The sequence below is a fragment of the Kitasatospora sp. NPDC023118 genome (assembly GCF_055560875.1).
Window position 1 is genome coordinate 173338 of sequence record NZ_JBVHHW010000017.1, and the last position, 15355, is coordinate 188692.

Below are 15355 nucleotides of genomic sequence, written 5' to 3' on the forward strand. Positions count from 1 at the left end.
TCCAGGCATGCGGGCGACTCGATTCCCGGCCGTCGACACAGAACGCGATGCATCGCGAGTGTGGCAACTCGCGATACATCGCGTCAAGGGAATTTGAGGAGAGGGATCCGAACAGGCGCCCAGCCGGACGGCCTCAGCCGGAGACCACGTATCCCGCGTCCCGCAGCTCGCCGACCACCAGCGCGCAGTGCTCCGGCCCCTTGGTCTCCAGGTGCAGGTCCACCTCGACCTCGGTCAGCCCCAGCCGGGGGTCGATCCGCACGTGGGCGACGTCCAGCACGTTGGCGTCCACCCTGGTCAGCACGCCCAGCAGGTCCGCCAGCGAACCCGGCTTGTCCGCCAGCCGCACCCGCAGCGACAGGTAGCGCCCGGCCGCCGCCAGCCCGTGCCGCAGCACCCGCTGCATCAGCTGCGGGTCGATGTTGCCGCCGGACAGCACCGCCACCACCGGGCCTTCGAAGGAGTGCGGCTGTTCCAGCAGCGCCGCGATCGGGGCCGCCCCGGCCGGCTCGACCACCAGCTTCAGCCGCTCCAGGCCGAGCAGCAGGGCCCGCGACAGCGCGTCCTCGGAGACCGTGCGGATGCCGTCCGCCAGCGTGTTGACCACCTCGAACGGGATGTCCCCGGGGCGCCCGACCATGATCCCGTCGGCCATGGTGCTGAAGTGCTCCAGCGACACCGGCCGCCCGGCCGCCAGCGAGGGCGGGTACGCGGCCGCGGCCGCCGCCTGCACCCCGACCACCCGGACGTCCGGCCGCAGCGGCTTGACCGCCGCCGCGATCCCGGCCAGCAGCCCGCCGCCGCCCACCCCGACCAGGATGGTGCGCACCTCGGGGCACTGCTCCAGGATCTCCAGGCCGACGGTCGCCTGGCCGGTGACGATGTCCCAGTGGTCGAAGGGGTGGATGAACACCGCGCCGGTCGCCTCCGAGTACCGCTGCGCCGCCAGCAGCGCCTCGTCCACGGTGGCACCGTGCAACCGCACCTCGGCGCCGTACTCGCGGGTGGCCGCGACCTTCGGCAGCGGCGCCGCGACCGGCATGAAGACGGTGGAGCGCACCCCCAGCAGCGAGGCCGCCAGCGCCACCCCCTGGGCGTGGTTCCCGGCGCTCGCCGCCACCACCCCGCCGGCCCGCTGCACCGGCGAGAGTCCCGCGATCCGCACGTACGCCCCGCGCAACTTGAAGGAGCCGGTGCGCTGCAGGTTCTCGCACTTGAGGTGGACCGGCGAACCGATCAGCCCGGACAGGTGCCGGCTGCCCTCCATCGGGGTCACCCGGGCGACTCCGGCGAGCATCTTCTGGGCCCCGCGGACGTCGTCGAGGGTGATCGGCCAGTTGTGCATGATCCCAGAGTAGGGCTCGCAACACCGCCGATCGGGGACGTCGGGGCTGTTCCCGGGTCCGCCCCGCCCGCGTACGCTGCTGCTTCTGAGCCTCTCTCACCGCACGACGATCGTGAGCCGCGATGACGACGACCTCGCCCCAGGCCACCGAACGAACCGAGCCCGTGCACACCCAACTCCAGTACCAGCTGGCGGTGTTCGCCCGCCGGATGGAACAGGTCCGAACCTCCGGCGGCGGCGTCGCCGCGCTGGACCGGGCCGCCTACCTGCTGCTCGACCGCCTGGAGCGGCACGGGCCCGCGAACGTCAAGGCGCTGGCCGAGGCGCTCGGAGTGGACTCCTCCACGGTGACCCGCCAGGTCGCCCCGCTGGTCGCGGCCGGACTGGTCGGCCGGGTCCAGGACCCGGCCGACCGCCGCGCCGTACGCCTTGCGCTGACCCCGGGAGGCACCGGCCGGCTCGCCGAAGTCCGGGACGGCCGGGCCGAGTTGACCCGCCGCCTGACGGCCGACTGGCCGCCCGAGGAGCAGCAGGCGTTCTGCGCCCTGCTGGCCCGCTTCAACCACGCGATGGAGTCGTACACGGCGGACCAGCAGGGGCAGCAACCCGCTTAGCCCAGCGCCTGCTTGAGGTCGGCCAGCAGGTCGTCGGCCGACTCGATGCCGACCGAGACGCGCACCAGGTCGGCCGGCACCTCCAGCGGCGAACCGGCCGCCGAGGCGTGGGTCATCCGGCCCGGGTGCTCGATCAGCGACTCCACGCCGCCCAGCGACTCGCCCAGGGTGAACAGCCGCGCGCGGTTGCAGACCTCGACGGCCGCCTCCTCGCCGCCGGCGACCCGGAACGAGACCATGCCGCCGAAGGCCTTCATCTGCTTGGCCGCGATGTCGTGGCCGGGGTGCTCGGGCAGGCCCGGGTAGAGCACCTGGCTGACCTTGGGGTGGCTCGCCAGCAGCTCGGCGACCTTCTCCGCGTTGGAGCTGTGCCGGTCCATCCGGACGCCCAGCGTCTTGATGCCGCGCAGCACCAGCCAGGCGTCGAACGGGCCGGAGACGGCGCCCATCGCGTTCTGGTGGTACGCGACCTCCTCGCCCAGGCCTGCCTCGGCCAGCACCAGCGCACCGCCGACCACGTCCGAGTGGCCGCCCATGTACTTGGTGGTGGAGTGCACGACCGCGTCCGCGCCGAGCGCGATCGGCTGCTGCAGGTACGGGCTGGCGAAGGTGTTGTCGACCACCAGCAGCGCCCCGGCACCGTGCGCGACCTCGGCCAGCGCGGCCAGGTCGGTGATGCCCAGCAGCGGGTTGGACGGGGTCTCCACCCACACCGCGCGGGTGTTGGGGCGCAGCACGGCCCGGACGTCGTCCAGGTTCTGGGTGTTGGCGACGGAGAACTCGACGCCCCAGCGGGTCAGCACCTTGGCGAACAGCCGGAAGGTGCCGCCGTAGGCGTCGTTGGGGATCACGATGTGGTCGCCCGGCTTGAGGATGGTGCGCAGCAGGGTGTCCTCGGCGGCCAGGCCGGAGGCGAAGGCGAGGCCGCGGGCGCCGCCCTCCAGCGCCGCGAGGCACTCCTCCAGCGCGGTGCGGGTCGGGTTGGCGCTGCGGCTGTACTCGTAGCCGCCCCGCAGGCCGCCCACCCCGTCCTGCTTGTAGGTGGACACCTGGTAGATCGGCGTGACGACGGCCCCGGTCTGGGGGTCTGCTTCCTGACCCGCGTGGATGGCGAGGGTCTCGAAGCCCTGGGGAAGCTGGTGCTCGGTCATGGCTCCGAGCCTAGTGGCCGTACGCCGGCGCGCTCGCCGGAATCCGCGGACCGGAATCCGCGGGCCGCCCGGTGCGTTGAATCCTGGGCAACCCTCCCTACCCCGCTGGAGCAGGCCGTGATGTTCAGCCGCCACCACAAGACCTCGCTCGTCCCCGCCGACCAGGCGCTGCCCGGCCGCCAGGCGCCGGGCTTCACCTTGACCGAGCCGCACACCGTGCTCGGCCACCCGCTCACCGGGCCGTACCCGGAGGGACTGGAGGTGGCCGACTTCGGGCTGGGCTGCTTCTGGGGCGCCGAGCGCACCTTCTGGCAGCTGCCCGGCGTCTGGACGACGCTGGTCGGCTACCAGGGCGGCTACACCCCGAACCCGACGTACGAGGAGGTGTGCAGCGGGCTGACCGGGCACACCGAGGCGGTCCGGGTGGTGTTCGATCCGGCCGTGGTCTCGTACGAGCGGCTGCTGAAGGCCTTCTGGGAGGCGCACGACCCGACCCAGGGCAACCGCCAGGGCAACGACGTCGGGACCCAGTACCGCTCCGCGCTCTACACCCACTCCCCCGCCCAGGCCGCCGCCGCGACCGCCACCCGGGACGCCTTCCAGCCCGCGCTGACCGCGCTCGGTTACGGCCCGATCACCACCGAGATCGCCCCGGCCGGCCCGTTCTACCCGGCCGAGCCGTACCACCAGCAGTACCTGTCCGAGGCCAGGAACCCCAACGGCTACTGCGGTCTCGGCGGCACCGGCGCCTCCTGCCCGATCGGCGTGGCCCGCACCCGGGGCTGACCGGTCGTATCCGGGCCCGGCCGGGGGCCGGCCGCTCAAGGTGACCGCTCCCCGGCCGGGGCGCAGACTGGAATGGCCGGCGAGGCCGGCCCGGCCACTCGCTGGTGGCCGGGCCGGCCTCGCGGAGAGGAGCGCGCCATGTCCGGTCTCTACCGACGGAACTTCGACGATCCCGAGGAAGTCCGCCCCTTCGAGGGGGGCATGGGGGAGCTTCGCCTGGTCAACCTGGACGGCGGCCCCGTCGGCAGGGCCGTGTTCCAGCCGGGGTGGCAGTGGTCCAAGCACGTGAAGCCGATCGCCGGGACCGACAGCTGCCAGGCGGCCCACGTGGGGTACGTGGTCTCCGGCCGGATGAAGATCGTCATGGACGACGGCCAGGAGGACGAGTTCGGCCCCGGCGACTACATGATCTGCCCGCCCGGCCACGACGCCTGGATCCTGGGCGACGAGCCGTGCGTGATCGTCGACTGGCAGGGCTTCGCGGACTACGCGAAGCGGTGAGCGGTACGGCTCAGAGCGTGGCCGGGGCCCGGTCGTGGGTGCCGTCCGTCCGGTAGGCGGGGTTCTCCGCCACCAGCCTGCCGTCGGCGTCGTAGCCGGCGACGGTGGTGCCGATCTGTTCGTGCCCGTTCGGCTCGGGGGCCTTGTGGGGCAGGACGACGTAGTACGCCGCCCAGTCCTTCATCCCGGGCGCGGTGACCAGGGTGGCGACATAGGGCTTGCCGTCCCGGAAGGCGACCAGCCGGGCCGGGGTCACGGGGCCGAGGAACATGCCGAACAGCACGTCGTGGTCGGCGTTCTCGGCGCCCTGGGTGTAGATGTTCGGCTTGCTGTGGTCGAGGTTGTCGCTGGTGACGTCCCGGCAGCCGAAGTTGCTGCGCCAGACGCCGTCGGGCCCGCGGGACTCGTCGCAGCGCTGGGTCGGCGTGACCCAGATCCGGGTGCCGTCGATCACGTCGATCTTCTCCCCGACCCCGACCCGCCGTACCGGCGAGAGCGGCAGCGCGGACGCTGTCGGGGTCGGGGTCGGGGTTGAGGTCGGGGTTGAGGTCGGGGTGGCCTCCGGCACCAGGGCGGCCGCCGCCGAGGGCGTCACCGCCGCCCCCGCCTCGGCCGCGACGCCCCCGACGTGCCGGGCGCTGCCCGCCGTCACCGCCGTCACCCCGCAGACCAGCGCCACCGCGAGCGCGGCCGCCCCGGCCCCCGTCCTGCGCCGGACCCGGCGGCGCCGGGCGCCGACGATCACCGCCTCCGGGTCCGGCCCGGGCGCCAACGGGCCCTCGTCCTTGAGCAGTTCTCCGAGTCTGTCCTCGAAGCTCATACCGTCACCTCGATGTCCGTCAGGGGACCCGCCGCTCCGCCGGTGCGGTCGGCGAGTTCGGGGAGTGCGCGCAGCTTCGACAGCGCCCGGTTCAGGGTGCTCTTCACCGTGCCGGGGGCGACGCCCAGTTCGGCCGCGATGGCGGCCTCGGTGAGGTCCCCGTAGTACCGCAGCACGACGGCCGTCCGCTCCCGGCGGGTGAGCGTGCCCAACGCCTGGTGCACCAGCGCCCGTTGGGCCTGCAGCTCGGCGAGGTCCTCCGCCAGCGGCCGGTCCGGGGTATGGTCGGTGGGCAGCTCTCGGTTGCGCAGCCGGCGCCACCAGTCGCGGTGCTGGTTGACCACGATCCGGCGGACGTACGCGGTGGGGTCGTCGCCGGTGATCCGGTGCCAGTGCAGGTAGGCGCGTTCCAGCGCGGACTGCACGATGTCCTTGGCCCGCTCCGGGTCGCCGGTCAGCAGCTCCGCCAACCTCAGCAGTTGGCGGCCGCTCCCGGCGACGAACGCGCTGAACTCGGCGTCCTGTCGCTGTCTCTGCTCGCGTTTCACACCCACCTGACTCCTCGGGCGGACCGCGAGGTTCGGTCCGCCCGGGAAGAGTTCTCAGGTGACGGTCAGACGGCGCTGCCGGCCTTCCAGTCGGCCCAGCTCAGGTTCCAGCCGTTCAGGCCGTTGTCCGGAGCGACGGTCTTGTCGCCGGAGTTCACGACCTCGACCACGTCGCCGACCATCGAGGACTTGTAGAACTTGAAGCCGTCCGTGCCGCTGTCCTGCGCGCCCTTGGCGTCCTGCAGGCCGACGCAGCCGTGGCTGGTGTTCTGGCCGCCGAAGATCGACGGCGAGGACCAGTAGTTGCCGTGGATGAAGGTGCCCGAGCTGGTGAGGCGCTGGGCGTGCGGCACGTCGGCGATGTCGTACTCGCTGCCCAGGTTGACGGTCTGCGAGTTCATCCGGGTCTGGGTGAACTGCTCGGAGATGACCATCTTGCCGCCCCAGGTGGTGTGCTCCGGGGCGCCGCCGGAGATCTTGTAGACGGCGGAGACCTGGCCGTCCGTGGTGACGGTGAGCTTCTTGGTGGCGAGGTCGGCGACGCTGGTCTGGGCGCGGCCGATGGTGAAGCTGACGTCCTTGGACTGGGTGCCGTACACGCCCTTCGCGCCCTCGACGTCCTTGAGCCGGAGCTTGAGGGTGACCTTGGTGCCCTTGGCCCAGTACTCCTGCGGCCGGAAGTCGAGCCGGGTGCTGGAGAACCAGTGCCCGACGATCTCGACGCCCGGCTCGGCTATGACGGTGATCGCCTGCTGGACGGCCTTGCGGTCGGTGATCGGCTTGCTGAAGTTGATCGAGACCGGCATGCCGACGCCGACGGTCGAGCCGTCCTCGGGGGTGAAGTAGCCGACGAAGGTGTTGGCCGGGGTCGCCGTGGTGAAGGTCGCGTTGGCGTCCGCCTCCAGCTTGTCCTTGTCGAAGCCGGTGGCGGTGACGGAGTACTTGGTGCCGCTGGCCGGGGCCGCGGCCGAGGTCCAGCTGGTGTTGTCCGAGGAGAGCTGGCCGGCCAGCTCCTTGCCGGTGGAGTCGGTGACCTTGACGGTGCTCAGGGTGCCGTTGGCGACGGTCACCTTGACCGGGTCGCTGAAGCTGGCGCCGGTGGCGCCGTCCGCCGGGCTGACGGTGATGACGGCGGCCGAGGTCTTGGGGGTGCCGCTCCCGCCGCCCTGGCCCGGGGTGCCGCTGGCTCCGGTGCTGCCGGACCCGCCGCTGCCGCCGGATCCACCGCTGCCCCCGCTGCCGCCGCTGTTGTCGTTGCAGGCCGCCAGCAGCAGCACCGGAGCCCCGATCAGGCCCGCGAGCACTCCGCGTCGACTCCAGTTCCCTCCGGCCACCCGCCCCTGACCGTCCTGTGCCGTCACGTCGCGTCTCCCTGCTGATCATCCCGGGCATTTACGGATACAGAAACGCAATCCACCCGTTCACGGTTCCATCCCCGAAGGGTAGGCGATCGTATGAGATGACCCAACTTCCCGGCGAACATGGCCAAAACGCCCGGCCCGCCGAAGCGGACCGGGCGTTCACGAGCGGCCACGGTACGGGCGGCCACGGTACGGACGGCCGTTACTCGGCCGACTCGTCCACGGTGTACTCGTCCCACTCCTCGCTCTCGGGGTCGAACTCGGTCTGCGCCGACTCCCAGGTCGCCGAGGCGAGCTCGACGCCCGGGACGTCCCCGAGCAGCGCGACGGGGTCGATGAAGTGGGCGAGCGAACCCGACGGGTCCACCTCGATGGCCTCGACGGACTGGGCCCGCTCCTCGTCGTCGAGGTACTCGTCCTCGGCGACCTGCTTCAGGGCGGCCGCCTTGAGCGCGCCCTCGTCGGTGATCTCCGCGATCAGCTCGATCTTGAGCTTGACGTAGCGCGGGGCGTCCTGGTCGGTCGTTTCAGTGCTGGTCATGCGTGCGAGCGTACGGGACGACGGGCCGCCGGGCCGCACGGGAAGGCCTGGGCGCACGGGAAGGGCCGGCCCCTCGGAGAAGGACCGGCCCCACCGTCTCTCCGCATCGGCTCCCCCACCCGGGAGCCGCGGAGACGCGCCGTACGGCGCGGTGTGCGCCGCGGGAGCCGCCGCACCCTGTCGACCGGCCGGAGCCGGACAGGGGCGGGACGACGGCGCCTCCCGCGGAGGGCCCCTCCCTCCGATGCCGGTCGGGGAGGGCGGACACGGCGGGCCGGGTCAGGACCGTCCGACGTGTCCGGAGCCGACCGCGTCCACCGGGGAGCCGCTCCCGGTGGGCCGCCGCCGTCTCGCTCGGCGTCTTGCCGTTGACCACCACGATGCCGGAGCGTTGTTAACCACGTGCTGCGGGCAGGTGACGCCGGTGTACCACTTCGCCCGTGGACGAACCCACCGGATCCGTGCACGGGCGGAGCGGGGTGACCGAGCGTCAGTGGGCGGCGCCGCGGGTGGTCAGGAAGCCCAGCAGGTCCTGGCGGGTGACGATGCCCTGCGGCTTGCCCTCCACCAGCACGACCGCCGCGTCGGCCTTCTCCAGCACGGTCATCAGGTTGGTGACGGTCTCACCGGAGCCGACCACCGGCAGCGGCTTGGACATCACCTTGTCCAGCGTGTCGGTGAGCTCGATCTCCTTCGCGAAGATGCCCTCCAGCAGCAGCTTCTCCACCACCGAGCCGATCACCTCGCCGGCCATGATGTCCGGGTGGCCGGCGCCCGGGGAGACCACCGGCATCTGCGAGACGCCGTACTCGCGCAGCACCCGGACCGCCTCGGCGACCGTCTCGTTCGGGTGCATGTGGACGAACTGCGGGATGCCGCCCTGCTCGATGGCCTCCTTGCGGCCCAGCACCTCGCCGATGTGGGCCTCGTCGGTGGCCGAGGGCAGGAAGCCGTAGTCGGCCATCCAGTCGTCGTTGAAGATCTTCGACAGGTAGCCGCGGCCGCCGTCCGGCAGCAGCACCACCACGACGTCGTCCGGCCCGAGTCCGCGGGCCACCTCCAGCGCGGCCACCACGGCCATGCCGCAGGAGCCGCCGACCAGCAGGCCCTCCTCCTTGGCCAGGCGGCGGGTCATCTGGAACGAGTCCTTGTCGGAGACGGCGATGATCTCGTCCGCGACGTCGCGGTCGTAGGCGGTCGGCCAGAAGTCCTCACCGACGCCCTCGACCAGGTACGGACGGCCGGTGCCGCCCGAGTAGACCGAGCCCTCCGGGTCGGCGCCGACGACCTTGACCTTGCCGCCGGAGACCTCCTTCAGGTAGTTGCCGGTGCCGGAGATGGTGCCGCCGGTGCCGACGCCCGCCACGAAGTGGGTGATCTTCCCCTCGGTCTGCTCCCACAGCTCCGGGCCGGTGGAGTGGTAGTGCGAGGCCGGGTTGTCCGGGTTGGAGTACTGGTCCGGCTTCCAGGCGTTCGGGGTCTCACGGACGAGACGGTCGGAGACGTTGTAGTACGAGTCCGGGTGCTCCGGGGCGACGGCGGTCGGGCAGACGACCACCTCGGCGCCGTACGCGCGCAGGGTGTTGATCTTGTCGGTGGACACCTTGTCAGGGCAGACGAAGATGCACTTGTAGCCCTTCTGCTGGGCCACGATCGCCAGACCGACACCGGTGTTGCCCGAGGTCGGCTCCACGATCGTGCCGCCCGGCTTGAGGGCGCCCGAGGCCTCGGCGGCCTCGATCATGCGCATCGCGATGCGGTCCTTCACCGAGCCACCGGGGTTGAAGTACTCGACCTTCGCCAGCACTGTCGCGCTGATGCCCTCGGTGACCTTGTTCAGCTTGACCAGCGGCGTGTTGCCGACCAGGTCGATGATCGAGTTGTGGTACCGCACGGGGGTCCTCCCGGTCTATGGGCATGCGAGTGCTTTCGGTACTGCAAAGCCTAGGGCGTGGGCACCGCCCCGGGGTTCCCCTCCGGCACACCTCCCCCAATGGCCCACCCCCGCCGCCGCCTCCGGTACTGCCGCCCTCCATCCGGGTAAGACCGCTGTGCAGGCGATGCGCGTCCTCCGAGGGGCGGCACGAGGACGCGAAGGGGGCACCGGATGCCAGGCGCACGGGACTCGCGGGCTCGGGTGGCCCGCCGGATCGCCACCGCGGCGGCGTACGGCGGCGGCGGGCTCGGCCTGCTGGGGGTCGGCCTGGTCGGCCTGCTGCTGACCGAGAGCAAACTCGCCATCCAGGCCATCGGTGTCCTGGAGACCGTCCCGCCCAAGGCCGACGGCGTCTACGGCGAGGCCTTCGCCGACCGCTCCGCCGCCCCGCAGCCGCCGCTGGTGCTGGCCGTCCTCGGCGACTCCACCGGCGCCGGCCTCGGCGTGGCCCGAGCCCGCGAGACCCCGGGCGCGCTGCTGGCGGCGGGCCTGGCCTCGGTGGCCGAGCGCCCGGTGCGGCTGGTCAACGTGGCCCGCTCCGGCGGCCGCTCCGCCGACCTCTCCGGCCAGCTGGAACAGGCGCTGCCGCACCGCCCCGATGTCGCCGTGATCATGATCGGCGCCAATGACGTGACCCGGCACAGCCCGGCCCAGGTCGCCGTCCGCCAGCTCGGCGAGGCCGTCGCCGCCCTGCGCGCCAACGGCTGCGAGGTGGTGGTGGGCACCTGCCCGGACCTCGGGACGATCAAGCCGGTGCGCCCGCCGCTGCGCTGGGTGGCGCGGCGGCTGAGCCGCCAGCTGGCCGCCGCGCAGACCATCGCGGTGGTGGAGGCGGGCGGCCGCACCGTCTCGCTGGGCTCGCTGCTGGGCCCGGAGTTCGCCGCCCGACCGGAGATGTTCGCAGCCGACCGCTACCACCCCTCCGCCCAGGGTTACGCCACCGCCTCGATGGCCGTCCTGCCCTCGGTCTGCGCGACGCTCGGCCTGTGGCCGGAGGAGGAGCGCCCGAGCGCTCCGGTCCCGGGCGGGACGGTGCTGCCGGTCGCGGTGGCCGCCGCGACGGCCGCCGGACGGGCGGGCACCGAGGTGGCGGCCGTGGAGGCGGAGGGCGCAGGCCGGCGCTGGGCCCAGTTGAGGCATCGGCTGCGGATCGGCCTGCCAGGCCCGGAGGGCGGGAAAGAAGCTGGTGGGGATGCCGGTACGGATCCCGACGCGGACCCCGGGAACACGTCGGCCAGCTCACACGCCGGAGCCGGTGACGCCTGAATGACTAAGCGGTAGCTTACCTCCCGGACCGCCAGTCCGTCGTCACTCAGCGAGGAGCCCGCCATGCCCGAAGCCGTCATCGTCAGCGCCGCCCGTTCGCCGATCGGCCGGGCCTTCAAGGGCTCGCTCAAGGACGTCCGCCCGGACGACCTGACCGCCCACATCATCCAGGCCGCCCTGGCCAAGGTCCCGCAGCTCGACCCGCGCGAGATCGACGACCTGATGCTCGGCTGCGGTCTGCCGGGCGGCGAGCAGGGCCACAACCTGGCCCGCATCGTGGCCGTGCAGATGGGCATGGACTACCTGCCCGGCGCCACCATCACCCGGTACTGCTCCTCCTCGCTGCAGACCACGCGGATGGCACTGCACGCGATCAAGGCCGGCGAGGGCGACGTCTTCATCTCGGCCGGCGTCGAGACCGTCTCACGCAGCGTCAAGGGCACCTCGGACGGCCTGCCGGGCACCATGAACCCGATCTTCGACGAGGCCCAGGCCCGCACCAAGAAGCGCGCCGAGGAGGGCGGCGGAGAGTGGCACGACCCGCGCGAGGACGGCCTGCTGCCGGACGCCTACATCGCGATGGGCCAGACCGCCGAGAACCTGGCCGCGCTCAAGGGCATCACCCGCGCCGAGCAGGACGAGTTCGGCGTCCGCTCGCAGAACCTCGCCGAGGCGGCGATCAAGGCCGGCTTCTGGGAGCGCGAGATCACCCCGGTCACGCTCCCGGACGGCACCGTGGTGAGCACGGACGACGGCCCGCGCGCCGGCGTCACCCTGGAGGGCGTGTCCGGCCTGAAGCCGGTGTTCCGCCCCGACGGCACCGTCACCGCCGGCAACTGCTGCCCGCTCAACGACGGCGCCGCCGCGCTGGTCATCATGTCCGACACCAAAGCCCGTGAGCTCGGCATCACCCCGCTCGCCCGGGTGGTCTCCACCGGCGTCAGCGGACTCTCCCCCGAGATCATGGGCTACGGTCCGGTCGAGGCCTCCAAGCAGGCGCTCAAGCGGGCCGGCCTGACCATCGGTGACATCGACCTGGTCGAGATCAACGAGGCCTTCGCCGCCCAGGTGATCCCCTCCTACCGCGACCTCGGCATCGACCTGGACAAGCTGAACGTCAACGGCGGCGCCATCGCGGTCGGCCACCCCTTCGGCATGACCGGCGCCCGGATCACCACCACGCTGATCAACTCCCTGCAGTGGCACGACAAGCAGTTCGGCCTGGAGACCATGTGCGTCGGCGGCGGCCAGGGCATGGCCCTGGTCATCGAGCGCCTCAGCTGACCCCGCCGAACCGCGCCGAAGGGCCTGGACCACCCGTTTGGCGTGACGTAGCGTAATTGAGGGCCGGATCACACCGCGAGGTCGATCCGGCCCTCTTCCCGTTCGCTTCCGGCCCGGAGATCGACACTGCGGAGTGGATCAACTTCACTGCGTAGAACGGTGTTACCTAACAATTTGGGGACAAGGCCGAAAGTCTCGGACGAATTAGACATTCGCCACTGCGGTAACAGCACCGAATGCGGCAGTGTGGACACGTAACCCCGTTCCGCTCCTCGCTAGGAGTACGTTTCGTGAGCGCCGTCTACACCATCCTGCTGCTGGTCCTGATCGCCGTGTCGACCGCCGCGCTGCTCCACCTCCGGGGACTCTCCCGCCGGCTGGACGCGCAGGCCGCGCCCGCACCGGTGGACGAGGCCGCGATACGCCGGGCCGTCGCCGAGGCGCTCGCCGCCGACCGCGAGCGGGAGATCACCGAGGCCCGGGCGTTCTGGGCCGAGCAGGAGGCCCGCGCGGCCGAGGACGCGCCACTGTTCGACTCCCCCTTCACCGGGGTGTTCACCGGCACCGACGAGTGGCCGCTGTTCTTCCCCCGCCCCACCGGCCCGCAGGACGCCGCCGACAACGCCGGGACGATGGACCCGGAGTTCGGCGAGGCGCTGCGCTCCGCGCTGGAGGACCTGATCAACGAGGGTGGCACCGGCCCGGCCGAGCCCGGCACCGAGGGCGGCGCGCCGCTGCGCCCCGGCCACCCGGTCGGCGAGACCGCCAAGGACGCCCGGGCCCGCCGCGAGGCCGACCTGCTGGCCACCGGCCTGGAGGCCGGGCTGCTGGACACCGAGCCGGCCGTGGCGGACGCCCCGGTCGCCAAGCCCGACCCGCGCCGCCACCCCTCGCACCCCGACTTCGTGCCGAGTCAGGCGCCGTCCCGCGACTGGACCGACACCCGGCTGGCCGCCCTCGCCGAGGAGGCCGTCGCCCTGGTCGACGTCCGCCCGGGCCCGCTGGGCACCCTGGACGTGTACGCCTTCGCCGACGGCACCACGCTGTGCGTGGCCCCGGGCGACCGGGAGGCCGCCTACCGGCTGATCGACGCGGTCCGCGCCGGTGAGCACGTCCGGCTGCTCGGCGGCTCGCGCTTCTCCGGCTCGTACTCGCTGACCTTCTCCACCGACGAGGAGGCCGTCTACGTGCTCGCCGACCGGGTGGTCGCCAGCATCTGACGCCGCCTCGGCCGCACTGCGCGTCCGTACCGGCTCAGGCGCAGAGCTCGGCGGTCTCCCGCACCGCGGCCACCGCCCCGGCCAGCACCTCGTCCACGGTGGCCGGCCCCTCCGGCAGCGCCACCACGGCGCCCCCGGGCAGCGCCGCGAGCGCGGCCGCCAGGTCGTGCCCGGCGACGGCCAGCTGGTCCCCCGCCGCGAAGGCCCCGGCGTCCGGGAACTCCCGCTGCGGCCCGCCCTCCGCCGCCAGCGCCAGCGCCGCCAGCCGCCGGGCCAGCCCCAGCACGGCCGCCGCCCGTGAGGCGTGTCCGGGCACGGCGCCCAGCAGCTTGCTCTGCGGCAGTGAGCGGAAACGATCCGCCAGGGAGTCGACGGTTTCGACCAGGGGCTGTACGTCATGCATGGGAAGGAGCCTAAACGCCGCCGGGCCCCGGAGCGGTCGCTCCGGGGCCCGGCGGCAGTGGTACGGCGCAGAGGGTGCGTCAGTCGTCGCCGCGCAGAATCGCGATCAGCCGCAGCATCTCGATGTAGATCCAGACGAGCGACAGGGTCAGCCCGAAGGCGGCCCGCCAGGACTCGCGCTGCGGGGCGCCCTGCGCGATGGCCGTCTCGATCTCCGCGAAGTCCAACGACAGGAAGAACGCGCCGAGGCCGATGCCGACCAGGCCGACCACGATGCCCAGCGGGCCGGAGCGCAGGCCCATGTCGGCGCCGAAGGCCATCGCGACCGTGTTGATCAGCGTCAGCAGCACGAAGCCCATGGCGACCGCGATGCCGATCCGGGTGTAGCGCGGGGTGACCCGGATCCTGCCGCTCTTGTAGGCGAACAGCATCGCCGCGAAGACCACCGCCGTGCCCAGCACCGCCTGGATCGCGATGCCCGGCAGCATGGTGTTGAGGGCGTGGGTGACGGCGCCGAGCGCGAAGCCCTCCAGGGCCCCGTACAGCAGGATCAGCGGCGGGCTGACGCTGCGCTTGAACGAGACCACCAGGCCGACCACCATGGCCACCAGGCTCGCGCCGATCGCGAAGCCGAAGTTCTCGAACGGCAGCGCGAACCAGGCCACCGCGCCCGCGGCGACCAGGGTGAGCAGCGTCATGGCGGTGCGGGCGACCACGTCGTCGAGCGTCATCCGCCCGGTGGCCGCCGGGCCGGCCGACGGCCCGTTGTACATCTGGTACAGCTGCTCGTCCGTCAGCGGGCCCTGCCCCTGCGGCTGGGCGTAGGGGGTGCCCGCGTAGGGGTTGCCGTACTGGCCCCCGGCCTGCGCGGTGGTACCGAACCCCGCGTAGCCGGGCTCGCGGGTGAAGGACCCCTCCCGCGAGAAGACCGGGTTGCTGCTTCTCATTGCTCATTCCCTCCGTGGCGGCACTGCACCGCCCGTGCACCAGGGTAATGGCTTGGCAAAGAATTGGGGATACGCCGCGAGGAGGATACGGTGAACGACTCCCGGCGGGGGCGCCGTCGGCGTCCCCGCGGGTCGAGTGGTGCCCGGAGCCGGACTCGAACCGGCACGGCCTCGCGGCCAAGCAGTTTTAAGCTGCCCGTGTCTGCGTTCCACCATCCGGGCGTCCCGCGAAAGCATCCCTGAGCCTAGTCGCCCGGCTCGCCCTTTCGCATGTTCCCAGCCCGGGAAGTTGTCATGTTTCCTTGCCATCTGACGAACTGTTCGGGATTTCGGCCACAAAGCACGGCGATTCCGGCCATCGGGCCTCTCTCAGGGTTGCCCTCATACCGCAGGAGGAGGCCCCGGCCCCGCCCGTACGCCCGGCGGCGGTAGGGCCAACCCTTCGACGGAGCGACGCCAGACCATGATCACGTCGCGGAGCATGGAGGTACACGTCAGCCAGCCAGCAAGGAGCACCCCCGTGACCACGTCGACCGCAACCGCCGTCCTCACCGGTCGGGCGGCCGCCCGCGCCAGCGGCCTGAACAAGGTCTACGGGCAGGGGGAGACCCGCGTCGTCGCCCTCGACAACGT

At 72.3% G+C, this 15355-nt stretch carries 15 protein-coding genes and 1 tRNA gene; 6 read left to right on the forward strand and 10 right to left on the reverse strand.

Going from position 1 to position 15355, the window contains the following annotated elements:
- Positions 1–133 precede the first annotated feature (133 nt).
- On the reverse strand, positions 134–1345 hold the full coding sequence (ilvA, locus tag ACZ3UD_RS23185; RefSeq protein WP_465590729.1) for a threonine ammonia-lyase: 1212 nt from the start codon (positions 1343–1345) through the stop codon (positions 134–136).
- Between the two features lie 122 nt (positions 1346–1467).
- Here ilvA and ACZ3UD_RS23190 point away from each other — a divergent pair, with 122 nt between their 5' ends.
- Entirely contained in the window at positions 1468–1959 is a 492-nt protein-coding gene (locus ACZ3UD_RS23190) for a MarR family winged helix-turn-helix transcriptional regulator (RefSeq protein ID WP_465590732.1), read from the forward strand.
- On the opposite strand, the gene ACZ3UD_RS23195 is transcribed toward ACZ3UD_RS23190, so the two are convergent.
- Entirely contained in the window at positions 1956–3110 is a 1155-nt protein-coding gene (locus ACZ3UD_RS23195) for a cystathionine gamma-synthase (protein ID WP_465590735.1), read from the reverse strand. The genes ACZ3UD_RS23190 and ACZ3UD_RS23195 overlap by 4 nt on opposite strands.
- A 120-nt stretch (positions 3111–3230) precedes the next feature.
- Between ACZ3UD_RS23195 and msrA the strand changes: the two genes are divergently transcribed.
- Together msrA and ACZ3UD_RS23205 are read left to right on the forward strand one after the other, a co-directional pair.
- Positions 3231–3896, forward strand: a complete 666-nt coding sequence (msrA, locus tag ACZ3UD_RS23200) for a peptide-methionine (S)-S-oxide reductase MsrA (protein WP_465590738.1) — start codon at positions 3231–3233, stop codon at positions 3894–3896.
- A gap of 138 nt (positions 3897–4034) precedes the next feature.
- Positions 4035–4397 carry a cupin domain-containing protein gene (locus ACZ3UD_RS23205; protein ID WP_465590741.1) on the forward strand — a complete coding sequence of 121 codons (363 nt, stop codon included), beginning with the start codon at positions 4035–4037 and terminating at the stop codon, positions 4395–4397.
- A gap of 10 nt (positions 4398–4407) precedes the next feature.
- Here ACZ3UD_RS23205 and ACZ3UD_RS23210 read toward each other — a convergent pair whose 3' ends face one another.
- The 5 genes from ACZ3UD_RS23210 to ACZ3UD_RS23230 form a co-directional block, all read right to left on the reverse strand.
- A complete protein-coding gene (locus ACZ3UD_RS23210; protein WP_465590744.1) occupies positions 4408–5217 on the reverse strand; it encodes a hypothetical protein in 810 nt (269 codons plus the stop codon).
- Positions 5214–5765: a SigE family RNA polymerase sigma factor gene (locus tag ACZ3UD_RS23215; RefSeq protein WP_465590747.1), complete on the reverse strand. Its 552-nt coding sequence runs from the start codon at positions 5763–5765 to the stop codon at positions 5214–5216. Before ACZ3UD_RS23215 ends, ACZ3UD_RS23210 begins: the two co-directional genes overlap by 4 nt.
- A 65-nt stretch (positions 5766–5830) precedes the next feature.
- On the reverse strand, positions 5831–7126 hold the full coding sequence (locus ACZ3UD_RS23220) for a L,D-transpeptidase (RefSeq protein WP_465590750.1): 1296 nt from the start codon (positions 7124–7126) through the stop codon (positions 5831–5833).
- A 202-nt stretch (positions 7127–7328) separates the two neighbouring features.
- On the reverse strand, positions 7329–7667 hold the full coding sequence (locus ACZ3UD_RS23225; protein WP_465590753.1) for a hypothetical protein: 339 nt from the start codon (positions 7665–7667) through the stop codon (positions 7329–7331).
- Between the two features lie 490 nt (positions 7668–8157).
- The gene (locus tag ACZ3UD_RS23230) at positions 8158–9561 is read right to left on the reverse strand and encodes a cystathionine beta-synthase (protein ID WP_465590756.1); all 1404 of its coding nucleotides are present in this window, start codon (positions 9559–9561) and stop codon (positions 8158–8160) included.
- Positions 9562–9774: 213 nt separating this feature from the next.
- Between ACZ3UD_RS23230 and ACZ3UD_RS23235 the strand changes: the two genes are divergently transcribed.
- The 3 genes from ACZ3UD_RS23235 (at position 9775) to ACZ3UD_RS23245 (ending at position 13373) form a co-directional block, all read left to right on the forward strand.
- Complete coding sequence (locus ACZ3UD_RS23235) at positions 9775–10869, forward strand: SGNH/GDSL hydrolase family protein (protein ID WP_465590759.1); 1095 nt, start codon at positions 9775–9777, stop codon at positions 10867–10869.
- Positions 10870–10932: 63 nt separating this feature from the next.
- Positions 10933–12153, forward strand: a complete 1221-nt coding sequence (locus ACZ3UD_RS23240; protein ID WP_465590762.1) for an acetyl-CoA C-acetyltransferase — start codon at positions 10933–10935, stop codon at positions 12151–12153.
- 290 nt (positions 12154–12443) lie between these two features.
- On the forward strand, positions 12444–13373 hold the full coding sequence (locus tag ACZ3UD_RS23245) for a hypothetical protein (RefSeq protein ID WP_465590765.1): 930 nt from the start codon (positions 12444–12446) through the stop codon (positions 13371–13373).
- A 34-nt stretch (positions 13374–13407) separates the two neighbouring features.
- Here ACZ3UD_RS23245 and ACZ3UD_RS23250 read toward each other — a convergent pair whose 3' ends face one another.
- The 3 genes from ACZ3UD_RS23250 to ACZ3UD_RS23260 all read right to left on the reverse strand — a co-directional run bounded on the left by ACZ3UD_RS23250 (position 13408) and on the right by ACZ3UD_RS23260 (position 14944).
- Positions 13408–13776: a hypothetical protein gene (locus ACZ3UD_RS23250; RefSeq protein ID WP_465590768.1), complete on the reverse strand. Its 369-nt coding sequence runs from the start codon at positions 13774–13776 to the stop codon at positions 13408–13410.
- A 79-nt stretch (positions 13777–13855) separates the two neighbouring features.
- Complete coding sequence (locus ACZ3UD_RS23255) at positions 13856–14722, reverse strand: Bax inhibitor-1/YccA family protein (RefSeq protein WP_465590771.1); 867 nt, start codon at positions 14720–14722, stop codon at positions 13856–13858.
- 137 nt (positions 14723–14859) lie between these two features.
- A tRNA-Leu gene (locus ACZ3UD_RS23260) sits at positions 14860–14944 on the reverse strand.
- Positions 14945–15355: the final 411 nt, after the last annotated feature.

Coding starts and splice junctions, on each gene's coding strand:
- msrA (WP_465590738.1), top strand. CDS start 3,231: ATGTTCAGCCGCCACCACAAGACCTCGCTCGTCCCCGCCGACCAGGCG.
- ACZ3UD_RS23210 (WP_465590744.1), bottom strand. CDS start 5,217: ATGAGCTTCGAGGACAGACTCGGAGAACTGCTCAAGGACGAGGGCCCG.
- ACZ3UD_RS23195 (WP_465590735.1), bottom strand. CDS start 3,110: ATGACCGAGCACCAGCTTCCCCAGGGCTTCGAGACCCTCGCCATCCAC.
- ACZ3UD_RS23225 (WP_465590753.1), bottom strand. CDS start 7,667: ATGACCAGCACTGAAACGACCGACCAGGACGCCCCGCGCTACGTCAAG.
- ACZ3UD_RS23240 (WP_465590762.1), top strand. CDS start 10,933: ATGCCCGAAGCCGTCATCGTCAGCGCCGCCCGTTCGCCGATCGGCCGG.
- ACZ3UD_RS23235 (WP_465590759.1), top strand. CDS start 9,775: ATGCCAGGCGCACGGGACTCGCGGGCTCGGGTGGCCCGCCGGATCGCC.
- ACZ3UD_RS23250 (WP_465590768.1), bottom strand. CDS start 13,776: ATGCATGACGTACAGCCCCTGGTCGAAACCGTCGACTCCCTGGCGGAT.
- ACZ3UD_RS23205 (WP_465590741.1), top strand. CDS start 4,035: ATGTCCGGTCTCTACCGACGGAACTTCGACGATCCCGAGGAAGTCCGC.
- ACZ3UD_RS23255 (WP_465590771.1), bottom strand. CDS start 14,722: ATGAGAAGCAGCAACCCGGTCTTCTCGCGGGAGGGGTCCTTCACCCGC.
- ACZ3UD_RS23190 (WP_465590732.1), top strand. CDS start 1,468: ATGACGACGACCTCGCCCCAGGCCACCGAACGAACCGAGCCCGTGCAC.
- ilvA (WP_465590729.1), bottom strand. CDS start 1,345: ATGCACAACTGGCCGATCACCCTCGACGACGTCCGCGGGGCCCAGAAG.